The sequence below is a fragment of the Rhizobium sp. CIAT894 genome (genome assembly GCF_000172795.2).
Lineage (GTDB): Bacteria > Pseudomonadota > Alphaproteobacteria > Rhizobiales > Rhizobiaceae > Rhizobium.
The window spans coordinates 17,481-37,228 of the sequence record NZ_CP020951.1 but is presented as its reverse complement, the minus strand read 5'-3'; the positions used below and the strand labels follow the sequence as shown (position 1 = coordinate 37,228).

At 62.1% G+C, this 19,748-nt stretch carries 19 protein-coding genes and 1 pseudogene; 11 read left to right on the top strand and 9 right to left on the bottom strand.

Annotated features, from left to right (window positions below):
• Nucleotides 1-46: 46 nt before the first annotated feature.
• Nucleotides 47-1,453, bottom strand: a complete 1,407-nt coding sequence (locus RHEC894_RS26465; protein ID WP_085739725.1) for an FAD/NAD(P)-binding protein — start codon at nt 1,451-1,453, stop codon at nt 47-49.
• Nucleotides 1,454-1,817: 364 nt separating this feature from the next.
• The gene (locus RHEC894_RS26460; protein WP_085739724.1) at nt 1,818-2,729 is read right to left on the bottom strand and encodes a LysR substrate-binding domain-containing protein; all 912 of its coding nucleotides are present in this window, start codon (nt 2,727-2,729) and stop codon (nt 1,818-1,820) included.
• 153 nt (nt 2,730-2,882) lie between these two features.
• Here RHEC894_RS26460 and RHEC894_RS26455 point away from each other — a divergent pair, with 153 nt between their 5' ends.
• From RHEC894_RS26455 to RHEC894_RS26445, 4 genes are all read left to right on the top strand, one after another.
• Nucleotides 2,883-3,563: a type 1 glutamine amidotransferase domain-containing protein gene (locus RHEC894_RS26455; RefSeq protein WP_085739723.1), complete on the top strand. Its 681-nt coding sequence runs from the start codon at nt 2,883-2,885 to the stop codon at nt 3,561-3,563.
• A 62-nt stretch (nt 3,564-3,625) separates the two neighbouring features.
• Nucleotides 3,626-3,760 carry a hypothetical protein gene (locus tag RHEC894_RS33835; protein ID WP_281069170.1) on the top strand — a complete coding sequence of 45 codons (135 nt, stop codon included), beginning with the start codon at nt 3,626-3,628 and terminating at the stop codon, nt 3,758-3,760.
• A 283-nt stretch (nt 3,761-4,043) separates the two neighbouring features.
• A complete protein-coding gene (locus RHEC894_RS26450) occupies nt 4,044-5,852 on the top strand; it encodes an ABC transporter ATP-binding protein (RefSeq protein ID WP_085740118.1) in 1,809 nt (602 codons plus the stop codon).
• 152 nt (nt 5,853-6,004) lie between these two features.
• A complete protein-coding gene (locus tag RHEC894_RS26445; RefSeq protein ID WP_085739722.1) occupies nt 6,005-7,912 on the top strand; it encodes an ABC transporter ATP-binding protein in 1,908 nt (635 codons plus the stop codon).
• Between the two features lie 67 nt (nt 7,913-7,979).
• Here the strand turns inward: RHEC894_RS26445 and RHEC894_RS26440 are convergent, their stop codons facing one another.
• On the bottom strand, nt 7,980-9,254 hold the full coding sequence (locus tag RHEC894_RS26440; protein ID WP_010069606.1) for an RNA polymerase sigma factor: 1,275 nt from the start codon (nt 9,252-9,254) through the stop codon (nt 7,980-7,982).
• Between the two features lie 31 nt (nt 9,255-9,285).
• A complete protein-coding gene (locus RHEC894_RS26435) occupies nt 9,286-9,678 on the bottom strand; it encodes a YciI family protein (RefSeq protein ID WP_085739721.1) in 393 nt (130 codons plus the stop codon).
• A gap of 362 nt (nt 9,679-10,040) precedes the next feature.
• On the opposite strand from RHEC894_RS26435, the gene RHEC894_RS26430 reads away from it, so the two are divergent.
• The 3 genes from RHEC894_RS26430 to RHEC894_RS26420 all read left to right on the top strand — a co-directional run bounded on the left by RHEC894_RS26430 (nt 10,041) and on the right by RHEC894_RS26420 (nt 11,647).
• Nucleotides 10,041-10,325 carry a hypothetical protein gene (locus RHEC894_RS26430; protein ID WP_010069609.1) on the top strand — a complete coding sequence of 95 codons (285 nt, stop codon included), beginning with the start codon at nt 10,041-10,043 and terminating at the stop codon, nt 10,323-10,325.
• Between the two features lie 173 nt (nt 10,326-10,498).
• Nucleotides 10,499-10,825: a hypothetical protein gene (locus RHEC894_RS26425; protein WP_085739720.1), complete on the top strand. Its 327-nt coding sequence runs from the start codon at nt 10,499-10,501 to the stop codon at nt 10,823-10,825.
• A 501-nt stretch (nt 10,826-11,326) separates the two neighbouring features.
• Nucleotides 11,327-11,647: a hypothetical protein gene (locus RHEC894_RS26420; protein ID WP_085739719.1), complete on the top strand. Its 321-nt coding sequence runs from the start codon at nt 11,327-11,329 to the stop codon at nt 11,645-11,647.
• A gap of 47 nt (nt 11,648-11,694) precedes the next feature.
• Here RHEC894_RS26420 and RHEC894_RS33155 read toward each other — a convergent pair whose 3' ends face one another.
• Nucleotides 11,695-11,907 carry a hypothetical protein gene (locus tag RHEC894_RS33155; RefSeq protein WP_010069612.1) on the bottom strand — a complete coding sequence of 71 codons (213 nt, stop codon included), beginning with the start codon at nt 11,905-11,907 and terminating at the stop codon, nt 11,695-11,697.
• Between RHEC894_RS33155 and RHEC894_RS26415 the strand changes: the two genes are divergently transcribed.
• Nucleotides 11,858-12,898 (top strand): LacI family DNA-binding transcriptional regulator, encoded by a 1,041-nt coding sequence (locus RHEC894_RS26415; RefSeq protein WP_085739718.1) that lies wholly within the window; start codon nt 11,858-11,860, stop codon nt 12,896-12,898. The two genes, RHEC894_RS33155 and RHEC894_RS26415, sit on opposite strands and share 50 nt — an antisense overlap.
• An 81-nt stretch (nt 12,899-12,979) precedes the next feature.
• The gene (locus RHEC894_RS26410) at nt 12,980-14,017 is read left to right on the top strand and encodes a LacI family DNA-binding transcriptional regulator (protein ID WP_085739717.1); all 1,038 of its coding nucleotides are present in this window, start codon (nt 12,980-12,982) and stop codon (nt 14,015-14,017) included.
• A 6-nt stretch (nt 14,018-14,023) separates the two neighbouring features.
• Here the strand turns inward: RHEC894_RS26410 and RHEC894_RS26405 are convergent, their stop codons facing one another.
• Together RHEC894_RS26405 and RHEC894_RS26400 are read right to left on the bottom strand one after the other, a co-directional pair.
• Nucleotides 14,024-15,316 (bottom strand): MFS transporter, encoded by a 1,293-nt coding sequence (locus tag RHEC894_RS26405; RefSeq protein WP_085739716.1) that lies wholly within the window; start codon nt 15,314-15,316, stop codon nt 14,024-14,026.
• A gap of 135 nt (nt 15,317-15,451) precedes the next feature.
• Nucleotides 15,452-16,651, bottom strand: coding sequence for a multidrug effflux MFS transporter (locus tag RHEC894_RS26400; protein WP_085739715.1), 1,200 nt, complete (start codon nt 16,649-16,651; stop codon nt 15,452-15,454).
• A gap of 269 nt (nt 16,652-16,920) precedes the next feature.
• Here RHEC894_RS26400 and RHEC894_RS26395 point away from each other — a divergent pair, with 269 nt between their 5' ends.
• Nucleotides 16,921-17,661, top strand: coding sequence for a TetR/AcrR family transcriptional regulator (locus RHEC894_RS26395; protein ID WP_085739714.1), 741 nt, complete (start codon nt 16,921-16,923; stop codon nt 17,659-17,661).
• Nucleotides 17,662-17,674: 13 nt separating this feature from the next.
• Here RHEC894_RS26395 and RHEC894_RS26390 read toward each other — a convergent pair whose 3' ends face one another.
• Nucleotides 17,675-18,115: a response regulator gene (locus RHEC894_RS26390; protein WP_010067322.1), complete on the bottom strand. Its 441-nt coding sequence runs from the start codon at nt 18,113-18,115 to the stop codon at nt 17,675-17,677.
• Between the two features lie 354 nt (nt 18,116-18,469).
• On the opposite strand from RHEC894_RS26390, the pseudogene RHEC894_RS26385 reads away from it, so the two are divergent.
• Nucleotides 18,470-19,008: pseudogene (locus RHEC894_RS26385) on the top strand (L,D-transpeptidase family protein).
• A 16-nt stretch (nt 19,009-19,024) separates the two neighbouring features.
• On the opposite strand, the gene msrA reads toward RHEC894_RS26385, so the two are convergent.
• Nucleotides 19,025-19,729: a peptide-methionine (S)-S-oxide reductase MsrA gene (gene msrA, locus RHEC894_RS26380; protein WP_085739713.1), complete on the bottom strand. Its 705-nt coding sequence runs from the start codon at nt 19,727-19,729 to the stop codon at nt 19,025-19,027.
• Nucleotides 19,730-19,748: the final 19 nt, after the last annotated feature.

Genomic DNA, 19,748 nt, shown 5'->3' with positions numbered 1-19,748 from the left:
ATAACGCCGAGGCAGGCGGATGGTTCCGAAATTTAGCCTCGAATTTTCAGACTGCCTTGACCTGCGGATAGAAGCGCTCGCCGACCCGTTCGGCAGCCGCATAGGCCTGCGAGACGATCTCCGGCACCAGATCGATATCGGGCAGGCTGCCGAGGCCGAGCGGGCCGACGGCAAAAAGCCCGGCGACCGTCGAACCGTCCTCGAGGAACGGCTCGCCGCGCGCATTGACCGCGAGCCCCAGCGACAGCTCGTCCGGCATGGCAAGGCCGGCGGAAAACAGGCTCTGCATCAGCGGCGCGGAAAGATCGGGCGCCTGACAGCGGCAGTCGATAATGCGCTCGGCATGGATGATCTCCTCGGTCGAGGAACCGGCCGGCGTGAAGAACAGGCCGCTCAGGCCCCGGCGGCCGGCCCGGCCACGGCGCAGCACCGTGCGGCCTTCGGCAAGCTCGCGTTTCAGGCGCAGATGCATGGCCTCTGGCAGGCGGTTGCGATGGCTGTCGTAGATGGCCCGCAGATGCCGGTTGAACTGGTGCTTGTCGCCGGCCGGCAGCGAACGCCACAGCGACCGGGCATGCCTGCGCAGCCCGTTCATCACCGATTGCCAGCTTCGGCCCTCGTCCTCGGCCTCGCGACAGGCCTGGCGGATGAACCGCACGATGTCGGGCAGGCTTTGAGGCAGCGCTTCGGCCGGGAAGACCGGGTCGGCGGAATTGGGGGTATGGCTCTGGGGCAGGAAACCGCGCCGGGAAATGATCGTTACCTGGCCGGCATAACCGGAATCGCGCAGCTGCAGCAACTGGTCGACGACCCGGATGCCGCTGCCGAGCAGCACCGCATGCGGTCGCGCGACGAGGCGCTGGGCCCGGACAGGAGAAGCCTCCCGCTCGCCGGCATCCTGATCGCCGAGGCCGTAGCCGGTGGCCAGGATCACCGTATCGAACAGCGGATTGGCGGGGTTGGCGCTTTCGAGCAGGAAACGGTGGCCGTGGCTGCGGCGGATCGCCACGACCGGATCGTTGCAGACCTGAACGGTGATGTCCCGGCGGGCGGCGAGAGCTTCGGAAAAGCGCTGATAGACATAATCGCTGAAGATCTCCTTCGGCACGAAGATCTGCCGGAAACCCGGGATGGCGGCCGGCACGGCGGCGCGGAAGGCGGCGTTGCTGCAGAGCCAGTCGTTGAAATCGTCATTGTCGCCGAGCGAAACCGAGAGATCGCGCACGCGGGTGTTGAGGATCGTCGAGGCGCGGACGGAGGCCAGCGCCTGCCCGCCGCTGACCGACGAATTCGGGTCGAACAGTTGCAGGTGGAAGGGCGCCCGCACCGTCTTCATCAGAGCGATCGCCGTCATCATGCCGGAAAAGCCGCGCCCGACGATGGCTATGCGCGGCACGGCGGATATCTGCGCCGCCGCATTGGCGCGCGCCGAAAAAAGTCCCTGAACCGTCATCGCAACTCCTCTGCGGCTCGGCCGCACCACGTGCAAATAGGTTCAACGCATAAAAGCGGGTCATGCGTTGATGAGGTTCATGCGGCCATTCACAAACATCTGCCGCAGCATCGGGGTCCGGACGAGCGGCCCCGCAACAGCATCAGGCGGGCGATCACGCCCGCCCATAGTCTATTAAACTAGTCGTGTATCAAAGCGCTAAAAACCGCAGGTGGCAAGAGCTTTGTTGCCGCGGCATCGTAAACTGTTGGAGAAAAACACATTTTTCGGCCGGCTCCACCACATGGCAACGGTTGGATCGGGACTTCACAGACGGCAAAGTGCCCACTTGGCCTGTACGAATCCGAGTATGAACAATTCGATTTCAAGTTTCTTTTGCGGTCATTTCTCTTGCCAATTCGCCGATCATCGAACGCAACCACCTGTGGGCCGGGTCGTGACGGTAGCGAACATGCCAAGCCATCTGCACCGGGAAACTACCAAGATCGACGGGCGGCGGCAGCACCTTCAGGCGCGGATCCCGCTCCAGAGACCGACAGATCAGGCGCGGCAGCGTTGCGCAATAATCGGTTGCGACGAGCATCTCGGGCACCGCAAGGAAGTGCGTGACAGACACGGCAACCTCTCGCTTCAGATTTTGCTGCCCCAATGCCTGGAAGAGGCCCGCGCGCAGCCGGCCCGGCGGGAGCACGTTCACGTGCTTGAGGCTCTCAAACTGTTCCCGGGATATATGGCCTCCAATCTCGGGATGATCGGCGCGCACCACGCAGGCAAGCCCATCGTCCATAAGATGCTGGACGACGAGGTTATCAGGCGGATCGACGATCCGGCCAAACACCATGGCTGTCGTGCCGGAAGTAACGCCGGTCTCGGCGAGATCATTGCCGAACGGCATCATGCGAAGCTTGATGCCCGGCGCCAACTGCCGCATTCTCGCTGCCAGTGCCGGCATCAACACAAGTTCCGCGTAGCTGTTGGGGGCGAGCGTGAACAGGCGCTCGGCCTGTGCCGGCTGAAACTCCTGCTGGTTCGAAACGAGATCGTCGAGCTGCGCCAGCGCTACTTCGATCGTTGGGGCGATCTCTTCCGCCAGTTCCGTCGGTTTTATGCCGTACCTTTCCCGGATGAACAGCGGATCATGCAGGGTTTCGCGCAGGCGGTTCAGCGAATTGGACAGCGCCGGCTGGGTGATGCCCAGCCGCACTGCGGCCCGCGTCACGCTCCGCTCTTCCATCAGGGCCAGGAAAACCGGAAGCAGGTTCAGATCGTATCTCATTTAGATATAATCCCATTTGAATATCTAAAATCAAAGAAGTAAATTTCTGAAATATGTCGACAGATGCCATTGTGACGACATCGAAACGCCGCAGCGGCTGATCGAGCTCCAATCCACCGGCTGCCACGGCGCCATCTGACGGAAGGATCCACAATGAAAGTCCTCATCGTACTCACCTCGCACGACACGCTCGGAGACACCGGCAGGAAGACCGGTTTCTGGCTCGAGGAGCTGGCGGCACCCTATTATGTCTTCAAGGATGCCGGCGCCGAGATCACCCTCGCTTCGCCGAAGGGCGGCCAGCCGCCTCTCGACCCGAAGAGCGGCGAACCTATGTTCCAGACCGACCTGACGCGGCGTTTTAGCGCCGATGAGGCGGCCAAGGCGCAGCTTGCAGAGACTGTGCGCCTGGACAGCGTCGACCAGAAAGATTTCGATACCGTCTTCTACCCCGGCGGCCACGGCCCGTTGTGGGATCTGGCCGAAGACCGGAACTCGATCGGGCTGATCGAATCCTTCGTCGGGGCCGGCAAGCCGATCGCCCTCGTCTGCCATGCGCCGGGCGTCCTGCGCCACGTCACGAACCCCGACGGCACCCCCTTCGTCCAGGGACGCTCCCTCACCGGCTTCACCAATTCCGAGGAAGAGGCCGTGGGGCTCACGAAGGTCGTGCCGTTCCTCGTCGAGGACGAGCTGATCGGTCTCGGTGCGGTCTTCTCCAAGATCAAGGATTGGGGCGTGCATACGGTGGTCGACGGCCAGCTCATCACGGGTCAGAATCCGGCTTCGTCCAGTGAGGCGGCCGAAGCACTCATCGCTGTTCTCGCGCGCTGAAATATCGTGATCTGCCGTCGGCCAGTGCGGCGGCAGATCGCCTTCAGAAACCGGAGTTTATGATGTCCACCACGGTTCCAGTACTGTTGCTGTCGGACGCGCGACCCGGAATTGCCGTCGCCGGAGCTTTGGTTGCCGGCTTTATCAAGAAGAATCGCCCGCGCCACGCGGCGCTGTTCATGGGGATCTATGCCTGAGCGATCGGGCTCGGCAGCACGATATCGGCGGCGCTCAGCGAACCTCTGGCCGAAGCAAGCGGCGGCCGATTGTTCCCGCGGGGCATGCGGGGCGACCTCACGTAAAAATAACCAGTTGGTGAATTCTTTACTTGAACCCCCAAATGGAATCGGCAAAAGTGACGAAGCAACCAATCCCTTCATGGATTTGCCGTCTTTTCGGGCCAGCGTCCGACCACACATCATTTGGAAAAATACCGTGAGCAGCGATGCGTTAAGACGCGCGACGAAGCCTTCGGCTTCGATGGCGCTTGCAACTGCGGCAGGCTGGGGCCGAGGCCTCTATACCTTGGTGCGCATCACCATGATGGCCTTCCGCCACCCCTGGCAATCCGGCTTTGCGATCGGCGCCACGCTCGTCGCTTCCACCTTCCAGCTGATGATCCCCCGCCTTCTCGGCCAGGCGGTCGACCACACGCAGACGGCGATGAGCGGCGGCGCGGCAGGCCAGGCGGCCCAGGACGCGCTTCTGACCACGGCGCTGCTGCTGCTCGGCGCGGCCGTGTTGCGCGGCCTCTTCACCATGGTGCAGAACTATTATAGCGAAGCCGTCGGCCATCACATCGGCTACGAATTGCGGCTGGCCTGCTACGAGAAGATCCAGCGGCTGTCCTTCAGCTTTCACGACACCGTTCATTCCGGCGACCTGATCACCATCGGCCTGCTCGATCTCGAAGGCGTGCGCATGTATTTTTCCACCGCGCTCGTCCGGATGATCCTGCTGTCGATCCTGATCGGCATCGGCGCCTATATGCTGCTGTCGACCGATGTCGTGCTTGGCCTTCTGGCGCTCTCCTTCGTGCCCTTCGTCGGCTGGCGCTCCTCGGTGACGCAGCTCAGGCTGCGCGCCACCTGGCTCGACCTGCAGGAGCGGCTGTCGGTACTGACCCGCATCATGGAAGAGAATCTCGGCGGCATCCGCGTCGTGCGCGCCTTTGCCGCACAGGACCACGAAATGTCGAAATTCGAGGCGGCCTCGAAGAACGCCCTGGCGCTTGCGCATCAGCGCGTCGGCATCCGCGTCGTCAACACCAGCGCCATGACCTTCTCCTTTTTCGCGGCCATGGGCCTCGTGCTGTGGGTCGGCGGCGGCAAGGTGATGTCGGGCGAGATCACCGTCGGCACGCTCGCCTCGTTCCTGACCTTCATGACCATTTTGCAGATGCCGGTGCGCCAGCTCGGCCTGATGGTCAACGCCTTTGCCCGCGCCTCGACCTGCGGCACGCGGCTTTTCAATCTTCTCGACCTCGACATATCGATCAAGGATGCGCCGGATGCGCGGCAACTGAACCTTACCGATGGCGTGCTGCGCTTCGAAAATGTCAGCTTCGCCTATCCCGGTTCGGAAAAACGCACCGTGCTCCACGATGTCTCCTTCGAAGCCAGGCGCGGCCAGACGATCGGCATCGTCGGGCCGCCCGGCAGCGGCAAGTCGACGATCGCCCATCTGATTCCCCGCTTCTACGACGTCAGCGGCGGCAAGATCACCCTCGACGGCCAGGATATCCGCAAGGCGACGCTGCAATCGCTCCGCCGGGCGATTGCCGTCGTGCAGCAGGATTCCTTCCTGTTCACCACGACGATCGAAAACAACATCGCCTATGGCGACCCGTGGGCGAAGGAAGGCCGCATCGAACGCGCCAGCGAAAGCGCCCAGCTGCACAATTACGTGCTCGGCCTGCCCACCGGCTACGGCACCGTCGTCGGCGAACGCGGCGTTTCGCTGTCCGGCGGCCAGCGGCAGCGTCTTTCGATCGCCCGCGCCCTGATGCTGAAGCCGGCGGTGATGGTGTTCGACGATTCGACGGCGGCAATCGACGCCGCCACCGAGCAGCGCATCCGCAGCGCCATGCGCCGCTACGCCGCCGACCGCGTGACGATCATCGTCGCCCATCGCCTGAGCTCGCTGATGCATGCCGACCAGATCCTGTTCGTCGAAGACGGAAGGATCGTCGAGCGCGGCACGCATGAGGCGCTGCTGTCGCTCGGCGGGCGCTACAAAGCGCTCTACGAGCTGCAGGTGCGGCCGGGCGATGAAGTGTTGAGCGCATGACTTCCTCTTCTCCCCATCGGGAGCGAGAGGCAAATAAGGGCGTGCCGTGCGGCCCCCTCATCCGCCCTCCGGGCACCTTCTCCCCGCTGGGGAGAAGGGGAAAAGCAATGAGATGCAGGCCACCCGACGTCATGGCCGCAGGAGGAACGACGATGGCCGAGGAACTGGAAACCGAGCGTCCCGACGTTCGCGAGGATGGACGCCGCCCGCCGCGGGCGGTGGTCGGTTCGCATCGTGTCGAGGAGGAGATGTTCGGCAAGGCCTTCGACGGCAATATCATCAAGCGCATCTGGGCTTTCGTTCATCCCTATCGCCGCCAGGTCGCCTGGGCGGTCGTCGCCGTCCTTACCTTCACGACGATGCAATTGCTGATCCCGCTGATCATCCGCTATGCCATCGACCACGGCATGTCGCCGGGCGGCAATCCTTCGGCGCTGATCTGGGCGATCGCCGCCTTCGCCGTCGCCATATCAATCAATTATGCGGCAAGCTACGCCCAGGAGACACTGGTCGGCGGCGTGGCGGAAGACGTGCTCTTCGATATCCGCAGGGCGATGTTTTCGCATCTCCAGCGCGTCTCACTGTCCTTCATGGACAAGACCGAAGTGGGACGGCTGATGTCGCGCCTGCAGGGCGACGTCAACTCGATGCAGGAATTCCTCGAAACCTCGGTGCTCTCGGTCGGCGACATCGTGCTGCTCTTCGGCATCGTTTTCGTGATGCTCTATCTCGATTTCAAGCTGGGGCTGCTGACGCTTTCGGTGCTGCCGGTGCTCTTCGTCGTCCGGCTGTTCTGGCTGCCGCTCGCCCGTAAGTCCTTCATGGCCGCGCACGAAACCAACTCGGTCGCCAACGGCGCGCTCGCCGAAGCCATCCACGGCGTGCGCGCCGTCCAGAGCATGGACCGGCAGGGCGTCAACTTCACGCTCTACGACGACAAGGCGCGGGCCAACCTGCTGACGCATCTGACGGCGGCGCGTTATGCCCAAGTGATGGTGCCGATCGTCGACAGCCTGACCGGCGTCGCAATGGCGCTCGTCATCGTCGTCGGCGGCGCCCGCGTTCTCAACCAAGCGCTCGATGTCGGCGTGCTCGTCGCTTTCCTGTTCTACATCCAGCGCTTCTTCGACCCGATCCGTTCGCTGACCCTGCAATATTCGGTGATGCAGCGCGCCATGGCGTCCGGCCAGCGGCTGACCGAAGTGCTCGACGTGCCGGTCGACATCAAGGACGCGCCTGATGCCAAGGTCCTGTCGCGCGACATGGACGGCTCGGTCGAATTCAAGGACGTCGTCTTCGGCTACAATCCGAAGCATCCGGTGCTGAAACATGTGAGCTTCAAGGTCAATCCCGGCGAGACGGTGGCGCTGGTCGGGCCGACGGGGTCGGGCAAATCGAGCTGCATGTCGCTGATCCACCGTTTCTACGACGTGCAGCAGGGCCAGGTGCTGGTCGGCGGCCACGATGTGCGCGCCCTGACGCAGGATTCGCTCGGTGCGGAGATCGCCATGGTGCTGCAGGAACCCTTCCTGTTCACCGGAACCGTCTTCGAAAACATCCGCTACCACAAGCTGGAGGCGACGCGCGAGCAGGTGATCGAGGCGGCGAAAGCCGTCGGCGCGCATGATTTCGTCATGCGCCTGCCCGATGGCTATGACAGCGTTCTCGGCGAACGCGGCGGCAATCTCTCGCTCGGCCAGCGCCAGCTTCTGAGCTTTGCCCGCGCCCTCGTCGCCGACGCGAAGATCCTGGTGCTCGACGAGGCGACCGCCAATATCGACAGCTATACCGAGATGCTGATCCAGAAGGCTCTGGTAAAACTGCTCGAAAACCGCACCGGCCTCGTCATCGCCCACCGGCTGGCGACGATTCGCGAGGCGGACCGCATCATCGTGCTGCAGAACGGCGAAATCATCGAAAGCGGCAACCACCGGCAATTGATGAAGAACGGCAAGCTCTATTCCAGGCTCTATAACCTCAACTACGCCTCCTTCGACGATATTCCCGAAGATGTGTTGGACGCCGCTGGGTATGACCTAAAACATACGGGTATGACCTAAACCAGGCGGTCAACCCTAGGAAGACCGATGTAGGGCGAGCCACCTCAGCCACGAAGACGGAGATACGTTACGAACAACCCTTCTCTGCGGCAGCTTCACCAGCACGGCGCATGAGGAAATCGTGCTCCCTCTTATTTTCGGCAAGCGCTGCTGCCGCTTCAAAGGCTCGCCGCGCTTCGTCGAATCGGCCAAGCTTATAAAGAAGATCGCCGCGAACGCTGGGCAGAAGATGATAGTCCTTTAGTGCGGGCTCGTCGCGCAGGCTTTCGATGATGTCCAGTGCCGCCTCGGGGCCTTCGACCATGCCGATGGCCACCGCTCGATTGAGTTCGATGATCGGCGAAGGCAGAAGCCCGGCAAGCTCCGCATAGAGACCGGCGATCCGCCCCCAATCGGTTTCATCGGCGCTCATCGCTTTTGCGTGACATGCGATGATCGCGGCCTGCAGGGCATAGATCCCGCCCGCGCCGTCAAGCTCCTCGGCCCTCGTCAGCGCCTTCAACCCGCGCTGAATCTGTAACCGATCCCAGCGGCCGCGATTTTGTTCGAGAAGCAGGATCGGATCGCCGGCAGCATCCGTCCGCGCCGCAGTACGGGAGGCGTTCAGTTCCATCAAAGCCAGCAACGCATGCGCCTCCGGCTCCAGCGGCGCCACTGATGTCAAGACCCGGCCCAGCCGCAGCGCCTCATTGCACAATTGCAGCCGAAACCAGTTGTCGCCGCGGGCGGCCGTGTAACCCTCATTGAAGATCAGGTAGACGACCTCCAGCACCGAGGCGAGACGTTGCGACAGTTCCTCGCCATGCGGCGTCTCATAGGCCAGCCCCGAATCCGACAATGTCTTCTTGGCGCGGAGGATGCGTTGGGCGATCGTTGCTTCCGACACCAGGTATGCCCTGGCGATTTCTTGTGTCGTCAGGCCGCAGATCATCCGTAAGGCCAGAGCTACGCGCGCCTCGCGCGAGATCAGCGGATGGCACGCCGTAAATATCAGGCGCAGCATTTCATCGCCGATATCATCATCCAGAGGGGTGTCTAGATCGGGCATGATCTGCTCTTCCTCCTCCATCTCCCGGACGATCATCTGGTGCTTCTGATCCAGCATCCGGCGCCGACGCAGATGATCGAACGCTCGACGCTTGGCAGTTGTCATAAGCCATGCGCCGGGCCGTTCGGGGATTCCCGTCTTCGGCCATCGTTCCAGGGCGACAGTGAGCGCTTCCTGTGTCAGATCCTCGGCAAGCGGCACGTCGCGCAGCAATCGTGCCAGGCTGGTGATAAGCCGCGGCTGTTCGATCCGCCAGACGGCCAGGATCGTTTGATGGGTGTCGGCGGCCGTCACGGCCGCCCGCCCAGATTGTGGGTCGAAAGGTTCATGCCCTTGCTTCGGCGAGCGGGTCGCAGATCCCTTCCGCACCCGGTTCAAAATAGGCGCGCACTTCACACGTGCCTTCCCAACCGGGCATGAGATCCTTGTGCAACTGCATGAACTCGACCGCCAGCGCCACGGCCTCCTCTTTGCTCTGCAGTTCGAAGATAGCATAACCGCCGACCACCTCCTTCGCCTCGACGAAAGGGCCATCGATAACGCTCAACTTGCCGTCCCGGATCGTGACACGGGCACCGGTCGCCAGCGGCATCAGCCCCGCCGTATCGAGCATGCGGCCGGCCTTGATTTCCCGATCAGCAAGCTTGCCTATCGCCTCGATGAGCTCGGGCGTCGGATGCATCGAATCGGTGGACGTGACGATGGACATGAAACGCATGGGAATTTCCCTCCAGGAGCGAGACGCCGGCACCATTGCCGCTAAACAAGCCCGCTCATATTGACAACGAAGCAGCCGTTCGCAAATCGACAATGATCTCGAAAAAATTTGGATCGAAGCAGAGCACCAGCAGATCCTGCTGGCCGGCCTTATTCGCAATAGTCGCCGGCACAACAACGGAGCGACGAATAGTCGTTGAACACTCTGCTAACCCTGAACGGTCGCCTCACAGGGTGAAGGAGTCGGCGCCGAGGTATGTTCAAACGGCGGCATTCACCTTTTGGCGGTGGAACCAATCCCTTTTGCCGGATGGGCGCGTCGGGACTTTTGCATCAATCTCGCCATACGACCGGAGGGACGAAATGGCGAGCAATTACCGTTTGGAAGCGAGGGATACCACCTGGGCCATAATCGACATAGCAACTGATGCACCGGCCCGACTGGATGGCATACCACTCGTAACAATGGAGGCTGCGGAAGCCCGATACATGCTTCGTATACTTTATGGCATCGATCGGATCCGAACCAATTCGAAGTGGTGGGCGAAGCTCGCCAAAAAGCGGGCAAAGATGATAACCTCCTCGGACGATGTGCCGGCGGTGGAATTCGAGCCGCTGCGGCCGTTTGGTTCAAGCAATTGGACTTGAGACAATGAATCGCATCGCTAAAAGCGTGCCGCGGGCGCTCGCCTCCACACTGATATGCCCCCACACTGATATGCCCCCACACTGATATGAATGTCCGAGATAAGCCTTTTGGATAAATATTCGCCATGCTCCAACGCGGTTACAATCTTCGTTTCAGGAGAAGGGAGTGAACGATGAAAGCGATCACGGTTTCTGGCCTCATTCTGCTAGCCTTCGCATCTGCCGCATATGCCGCAACCATGACGGCGGAGCAGATGAAAAGTGAGTTGGTAGGCCACCCAATTCACTGGAAGTCAAAGACTCAATCGGGCGTCACAACTTATAAACCGGACGGAACGATCGAAGCGACTGTCGAGGGGGACAAGACCACCTACAAGGGCACATGGAGCATCAAAGACAACAAGATGTGCGAGAAGTTCGACAAGGAAAAATGCGCAACGATCACTTCGCTTGGAGGTAAGAAATACTCCAAAGGGGCCGGAACGTTTACGGTGGAATAGCGATGCGCCAGGTCCGCTCCCAAACCGGCACAACACCTTTCCATGCACCCTAATCAGCCCCGCCGGGAACAAGAGGCCGCGCTGATCGTAAGAATCGCGGGCCGGGCGGGTGTGCGGCCCGCTTCACTCAAGACCCGACTAAACCGCAAGAGCATGATGCCGAAAAGTGTGAGCGGTTTTCTCATGACATCATGCTCTAACTCTTTAATTTTGAACAGGATTGAGATTTAAGGCCGACCCGGCCTTAAATCATCCTGTTCTAAGGCGGCTTCCTTTATGGAAGTGGTTCATCAGCTAATTTTCAGCCAGTGTCTCGGGTCACTCACGGCCCCGTCGCTTCTATAGGTAACAATGGCCTATGACGACCGCTGCGGAATCGGCGACCTGATATGGTGTTTAGCGATGACATGCGTTAATGCATGTCGCAAAGTTTGAACGAACAAACGACTTGCTGCCGCATTTCTCTTTTATCCGGGGCGAGTGCCATGTCAGGAGAACGTCATGAAGAGAGTTATTAGCAGCCTGTTGATCGCCACGGCCCTTGTCGGAGCGGCCATCCAGCCTGCTGCCGCACGCGACCACCATCATCACAATAACACCGGCCGCATCATCGCCGGCGGCGTCGCCGCAGGTGTCGTCGGCGGCCTGATCGGCGGCGCCCTCGTCAATGGCGGCGGCCCGCGTTACGTCGACGAAGGTCCGCGTTATGTGGAGAGCCCCCGCTATGTCGAGCCTCAGCCGAGATGCTGGTATGAGGACCGCGACGTGCGCAACCGCTACGACGGCGGCTACCACGCCGAGACCGTAAGGGTCTGCGAATAGTCCCTGGATTGTTGCGGCGGCACTGGTTTTAACGCCGCCGTTTGCCTTCAGCCGAGGTTGCCTCCCGCAGCCTCGGTGTTTTTTTGTTCCATATCGGCGACATCCCTCAAGGGATGAGCCTTCATCCGGCTGCCAACACCTTCGCAAAAATTCCATCCTCCCCCGCCGCCTGTCATCCTGATGTCAGAGACGCGCAATAGCTGAGAGCCGATGAATGATGGTCCCGTGAACGGCGGCAGGATGCCGAAAAAAGAGCGCATGCGTTTCGTCAGCGCCGAGCAGGTGGCGCAGCTGGCGGGCGTTTCGCGTTCCGCCGTGTCGCGCACCTTCACGCCGGGCGCAAGCGTGGCGCCTGCGACACGCGAAAAGGTGCTGCGGGCCGCTGAAGAGCTCGGCTATCACGTCAACGATCTCGCGCGCGGCGTGCTTGCCAATCAGAGCCGCCTCGTCGGCATCGTCGCGACCCGGCCGGAAGTGGGTTTTCGTGCGCATCTGGCGGCCGCGCTTGCCAAATCGCTGATCCGGCGCGGCAGCATCCCGATCCTCGTCAACACCGGCCAGACGGAAGAGGAACTGCTTGCCGCCCAGAAGATGCTGATCGGCCACCGCGCCGAGGCGATCATCATCCTGTCCGGCTCGCCGCCGGCAAGTTTCCTCGAACTCGCGCAGCGAAACGGTCAGCCGCTCGTCGTCATCGGCCGTTCGGAGCCCGACGCCGACCATGTGCGCGCCGGCAATTCCGAAGCCTCGCGCAGGGCGGCGACGGCCTTTTACGAAAGCGGCAGGCGGCGGCTGGCGGTGATCGGCTCCAACTCGGGAACGCCTGCGATCGTCGAACGCGAAAGCGCCTTCCTGTCGGCGGCCGAATCACTCGGCGCGTCCGTCATGGTCGCACGCGGCGACGATTCCGATTATCAGGGCGGCGTCACCGCCGGCCGCGCGCTCTTTACGGAAAAAATAAAGCCCGACGCCGTCTTCTGCGCCAACGACTTGATCGCCTTCGGATTGATGGATATCGCGCGCCAGGAAGCGCGGCTGCGCCTTCCGGAAGATCTCGCCGTCATCGGCTTCGACGACGTGCCGGAATCCGCCTGGCTGAGCTACCAGCTCACCACCTTCCGGCAGGACCCGCTTGTTATGGCGCAACGCGCCGTCGCGCTGATGGAGCGGCGGCTTGAAAACCCGGACGCTCCGCCGGCTTCCGAACGCGTCATTCCGGAACTCGTCATCCGGCAGAGCTTCAGGCCATAATCCCTCCCCCGACTTTTCGCAGGCGCCATCCTGTGGCAAGAAAGGAAAAATGCGATCCGATCGGGAGGAAAATCGTCGGAGATGAAGGGAATTCGCCAGCTCGCCGAGCATCTCGACATTTCGATCGGGACCGTGTCCCGGGCGCTGAACGGCAAGCCTGACGTTAATGAAGACACGCGCCGGCGGGTGCTTGCCGCCGCCGAGGAGCTCGGCTACGTCGCCAATCAATCGGGCCGCAGCCTTCGCCAGGGCATGACCAACGTCATCGGGCTGATGCTCGAGGTCAGCCGCGAGACCGTCGAAAACAGCGACGACTTCTTCCTCGGCGTCACCGACGGGCTGCAGAGCGTCTTTTCCCGTCACAAGCTCGACCTGGTCATGCTGCCCTGCCCCGACGACGAGGATTCGCACGAATATCTGAAGCGCATGGTGGCCCGCCGCCTCGTCGACGCGATGATCATCTCGGCGACACGCCGCACCGACCGGCGTATCGAGCTTCTGGAAAAGGCCCGCATCCCCTTCGTGGCGCTCGGCCGCAGCGCGTCAGGCGGCAGCTATACCTGGATGGACCTCGATTTCGAGGGCGTGGCGGCGCGCGGCGTCGAGCGGCTGGTCGCCAAGGGCCATAGGCGGATCGCGGTCGCCGCTCCCTCATCCGACATCAATCTCGGCTATATCTTCCTCGACAGCTATCGCCAGGCGCTGAAACGCCACGATATCGCCTTCGACCCGGCGCTGGTGATCCGCGTCAAGTCGAGCGAACAGGGCGGCTATCAGGCCGGCCACGAACTGCTGATGATCGAGGAGCGGCCAACGGCGATCATCCTGATCCACGAGCTGATGGCGATCGGGCTTTACCGCAGGCTGGCAGAGGCCGGCATCGTGCCCGGCCGCGACCTTGCCGTCGTCGGTTTCCGCGAGGAGCCGCGCACGCATTTCCTGCAGCCGACGCTGACCTCCTTCCGCATGTCGCTGCGCGATCTCGGCGCCCAGCTCGGCGAAACCCTGCTCGCCACCATGCCGGCCTATGCCGAGCACTATCCGCAGGGCGCCCGCAACCGCATCTGGCCGTTGGAACTCGTTCCGGGTGAAAGCGACGCTTTCACGCTGACGGTCTGACGCGTTTCAGATCCGGCTCGGCGCTGCCGGGGGCTCCCGGCTCGCCAACAGCCGGGTGACGAAGAACACCAGCAGGGCGCCGGCCGCAAGGCAGGCGGCGAGGAAGACCATCGGCGCGATCGTGCTGCCGCTCTCATCCTTGATCCAGGGCACGACGTTCTGGGCGACGAAGCCGCCGAGATTTCCGACCGAATTGATGGCGGCAAGGCCGGCCGCGGCCCCCGCCCCTTTCAGGAAACGCGAGGGCAGGCTCCAGAATACCGGCTGCGGCGCGAAGATCCCGGCGGCGGCGACGCAGAGGAAGGCGAATTGCAGCGTATGGTTCGGGATCAGCGCCGACAACAGCAGGCAGGCCGCACCGATGAAGGCGGGGATGACGATATAGGGCGTCTTCGATTGCGCCTTGTCGGCCATGGCAGGCACGACATAGAGGGCGACCGCCACCAAAAGCCAGGGAATGATGTTGAGGAAACCGTTCACCGTATTGCTGACGCCGAAGGCCTTGACGATGGTCGGCAGCCAATAGCTCAGCCCATAGGCCGACAGCGGAAAGGCGATATAGCAGAGCGCCATCAGCAGCACACGCGGGTCGATCAGCGCCTTGAAGCCGTTTCCGGCATTCTCGCCCATGCCGGCATTTTCCGAGGCGAGCCGGCGTTCGAGCCAGGCCTTCTCCTCGCCGCTCAGGAAACTTGCATTTTCCGGCCGGCCGGGAAGATAGAAGAAGGTGACGATGCCGGCGAAAACAGCCGGGATACCGGTCGCCAGGAACACCCATTCCCAGCCGGCAAAACCGTAGAGACCGTCGAGGTCGAGCAGCACGCCGCCGAGCGACGCACCGACGGCATTGGCGATGGCGCTGAAGATCATGAACAGCCCGACCATCCGGCCGCGATAGGCCGCGGGAAACCAGAGCGTCAGCAGATAGAGCACACCCGGAAAGAAGCCGGCTTCGCACACACCGAGCAGAAAACGCAGGATATAGAACATCGTGGCGTTCTGCGTGAAGGCGAGCGCCACGGTGACGAGGCCCCAGGAAACCAGGATACGGGCGAACCAGACGCGGGCGCCGAGCCTGTCGAGGAAGAGATTGCTCGGCACCTCGAAGAGAAAATAGCCGATGAAGAACAGCGAAGCGCCGAGGCCGTAGGCATATTCGCTCATTCCCAGCGCATCGACCATCTGCAGCTTGGCGAAGCTGACATTCTGCCGGTCGATATAGGCGATGAGGTAGAGGATGCCGAGAAAGGGCATCAGCTTCCAGGTAATTTTCGAGATCAGCCGCCGCTCTTCGATCATGCGTATTCTCCGGAATGACAATGCTTCGTCAGGCCTAGATAGCGCGGCACACCGATAATCAATTGCGCGTTGCATTTTCTCTGCGGCACCGATCTTGGCGGCCGCATCCGGAAACCGGGTGCGGCCTGTCATCGATCATTCGGCGGCGGCAACCGCGGCGCGGCGGCCGATCGTCAGTTGGGTCAGCACGAAGGCTGCGAAGGCGCAGACGGCGATGCCGGCGGCCATCGGGACGGCCGTGCCGTCGAAGAACAGGCTCGATATCACCATGGCGACGGCGGCGATGACGAAGTGAAGCGTGCCCATCAGCGACGAGGCCGTGCCGGCGATGGCGCCGTGATCCTCGAGCGCCAGCACGGCGCTTGTCGGAATGACGAGGCCGAGAAAGCCGTAGCCGATGAACAGGAAGCCAGCCATGACGGGCAGCTGGTTGAAGCCTGCCGCCATCACCACCGCCATGGCCACCATCGCCAGCGCGAAGGCGCTGACCGCAATGCGCATGACGCGCACCAGGCCGAACCGTTCGCCGAGCCAGCCGGTCGCCTGCGACACCGCGAAGAAGGAGACGGCATTGATCGAGAAGGCGAAGCTGTATTGCGTCGGCGTCAGCCCGTAATGCTGGATCAGCACGAAGGGCGAGTTGGCGAGATAGACGAGGAAGCTCGAAATGCCGAGACCGCCGATGAAGGTCAGCGTCAGGAAATTGCGGTCGGAAAGCAGCAGCCGGTAGGCCGCCATGGCGCTGCCGAGGCCGCTGCCGCCCCGCTCCTTGGCCGGGCGGGTTTCCTCGAGCTGGGTGGAAAGCAGGACGAGACCGATTGCGGCAGCGATGGTCACGGCCCAGAAGACGCCGCGCCAGCCATAGAATTCGATGACGGCGCTGCCGGTCAGCGGCGCCAGGATCGGCGAGATCGAGAAGACCAGCATCAGCAGCGACATCAGGCGCGCGGCCTGCACGCCGGTATGCATGTCGCGGACAATGGCGCGGGGGATGACCATGCCGGCCGCACCGCCGATGCCCTGGACGAAACGGAAGGCGATCAGCGTTTCGATATCGGTCGAAAGCGCGCAGCCGATCGAGGCGCCGGCGAAAAGGCCGATGCCGAGATAGAGCGGCAGCTTGCGCCCCCACATATCCGACAGCGGGCCGTAGACGAGCTGGGCGAGCGCAAAGGAGATGAAGAAGGCGAGAAGGGTCAGCTGGGTGACGCTGTTATCCGCATGCAGATCCTGGCCGATGGATGGCAGCGCGGGCAGATACATGTCGATGGCGAAAGGCCCGATGGCCGAGAGCAGGCCGAGAATGAGGGCAATGCGAAAGAAGGAAGCCGTCATAAGGGTGATCTTTCATAAAAGCGCAGCGGAGGCGCCGGGTCGTCGCTCCGCCGCATTGCTCTTGGAGCGGTGCGTCCTCTCGGACGCACAAGGGACGCTCTAACTCTTTGGGTCGACGCGTCGGGCTTTCCTAAATCGATTCCGATTTCGGGCCGATGCGCGAGGGTCAATGATGATCGTTCGCGCGAAGACGAAGTTGGGAGCTCATATCTCCAGCGGCGAACCAAGCGTGTCAATAATTTTGGACACGGATGTAAAATTAGACTCCATTGTCTAAATCGTCAAGACGCCTTATCCTCGCTCTCATGAACGATCGCATGACACCGGCAGTCAGGATGGCGGGACATACCCAGCGCGGCCAATGCGCCAAGCGCCTGTCGATCCTCGATGCCGCCGCCGACGTCTTCTGCCGCCAGGGTTTTGCCGGCGCCAGCATCGATGAGATCGCCGCCGTTGCCTGCGTCTCCCGCCAGACGATCTACAATCACTACCGCGAAAAAGAGACGCTGTTCGTTGCCGTCGTCGAGGACGTCATGAACCGCGCCAACGCCATGCTCTTCTCGGTGCTGTCGAGCTTTCCCGAAAACGCCGACAATCTGGAGCACGACCTCACGGGTTTTGCCGTGCGCCTCAACAAGAACTGCATCTGCAATCACGACGGCAAATTCCTGCGCAAGCTGGTGCAGACCGAAGGCGAACGCTATCCGCATCTTTTCGAAAGCTGGCGCCGGCAGGGGCCGGGCAAGCTGACCACCGCCCTTTCGGCGGTTCTCGCCCGGCTTGCCCACGGCCGAGCGCTCGTCATCGACGATTTCGATGTCGCCGCCCGCCAGTTCGTGGCGCTCTGCAGTGCCGATCTGCAGATGATGACGCTTTTCGGCGAAACACCCAGTGATGAACAGCTGGAAAAGGCGGCGCGCAATGCCGTGCGCACCTTTCTCAGGGCCTATGGCGCCCCGCAGGCGGACAAGGCCGGCCCCAGGGCGCAGCTTGCCGCCCTGCCCGGCTGATTGCGCCTTCCGATCACGCAAACACCGTCATCTGAGCCGGCACGACCGCGAACATGCCGACCCGGCGCGCGGCAAGATATTTCACCAACTGTTCGACCAGCGTCGGCATGACCGGTTTTTGCACCACACCGACAGCACCCTTGACGCCGTCGGCGACCATTTCGGGATTGCCGGTCATGAAGACCACCGCGATGCCGTGTTCCTGCGCCAGCCGCCGGCCGATCTCGGGCCCGGTCGGACCGTCGGCGAGATTGACGTCGACGAAGGCGATATCGGCAAGCGGCGCCAGCCGCAGCGCCTGCTCGCAATCATTGGCAAGGCCGGCGACCTGCATCCCCATGCCTTCGACCGTCGCCCCGATATCCAGGGCGATCAGGAATTCATCTTCGACGATCAATACTCTCTGCTTCATGAGATCATCTCGTTGCCAGCGCCGCACGACATTGGTGGCCATGATATATCCCCGTGTTACGCACATACTTCGAAAGAGGGATCCGCTTCGGCAGCTGTCCCTGCACGAAACTCGTGAGCCGTAACGGGCAACTCGACCATATGTTCCACCGCGAAACGCGTTTTCCCCAATTTAAGATATTGTTAATGTTGATGAATTCTTAACGGCGGGAAACGAGGCTAAAAAGGGCGGCGCTGTGGCGGCCGGCGAGGACTGCACGCGGTCGACCTGACGGACGTCATTTCAAATGGGCAGAAGGCAAGCACGATCAAGACGGCTTTTGCAGCCATCCGCCTTCTGGATGAGCGCGCAACGAGGCGATATAGTCGTGCCATCAGCGCGAAGACGAGTATCCCCGTGAGAAGCAAATTCATCCTTTTGGCCATCCTGATCGCCAGCCTGTTCGCTTACACGAAATTGATGGCCAGAATCGGCTCGGGCTCCCCGCCTGCCGATGCACCGCTCGCGCAACAGGCCGACCTCATCCGCGTTTACAAATCCGAACGCCGCATGGTGCTTCTCAAAGCGGACGTTCCGATCGCGACATACCGGATTTCTCTGGGGCAGGCTGCCGATGGCGGGGCCAAGCAGCGGGAAGCGACGAAAAAACACCGGAAGGACGTTATGAAATCGACTGGCGAAATCCCAAGTCGATGGCGCATCTCAGCCTGCATATTTCCTATCCGAACCCGGAGGATCGGCGCAACGCCGAAGCCAACGGCTTTCCACCCGGCGGCAATATCATGATCCACGGGCTTCCCAATGGCTGGGGCCTGTTCGGGGAAAGCCATCGGCTGTGGGATTGGACGGATGGCTGCATCGCCGTCACCAATGCCGAGATGCGCGACATCTGGGCTCGCGTCCCCAACCATACGCCGATCGACATCATGCCCTGAAGCATCGGTGACGCGATCAGCCCTTGGCCTTCCTGACGAGGACCGGCTGGCTGCGGTAGTCGGCCGGAAATAGCGACTTCAGGTTCTCGATTTTCGGCAGGTCGTTGTAGACGATATAGGGATAGGTCGGATTGAGCGTCAGGAAATCCTGATGATAGGCTTCGGCCGGATAGAAGCCGGTGGTGTCGGCCACCTTGGTGACGATCGGCTCGGCGAAGACATGCGCCTTGTCGAGCTGGTCGATATAGTGCTCGGCAACCTTGCGCTGCTCTGGCCCGGCGACGAACAGTGCCGAGCGGTATTGCGTTCCCCGATCCGGCCCCTGGAAATTCAGCTGCGTCGGATTGTGCGCCACCGAGAAGAAAATCTGCAGCAACTTGCCGTAGCTCACCTCTTTCGGATCGAATGTCACCTCGACGGATTCGGCATGACCGGTCGCGCCGGTGCTGACGGTTTCGTACTGCGCCGTCGCCGCCTTCCCGCCGGCATAACCGGAGACGGCGCTCTTGACGCCCTTGACGTGCTGGAAGACGCCCTGGACGCCCCAGAAACAGCCGCCGGCGAAAATGGCGGTCTCGGTCCCTGCCCCGGCGGCCTCGTCGACGGCAGGCGGCGGGATGACGACGGCGTCTTCAGCCGCGCCTGCGGCACTCGCACCGATTGAAAGAAGAGTGGCGGCAAGGAGCGCGGCTAAGCTCCTGCGGCGGGACGACGTGAACATGGCGCTACCTCCGGCGATC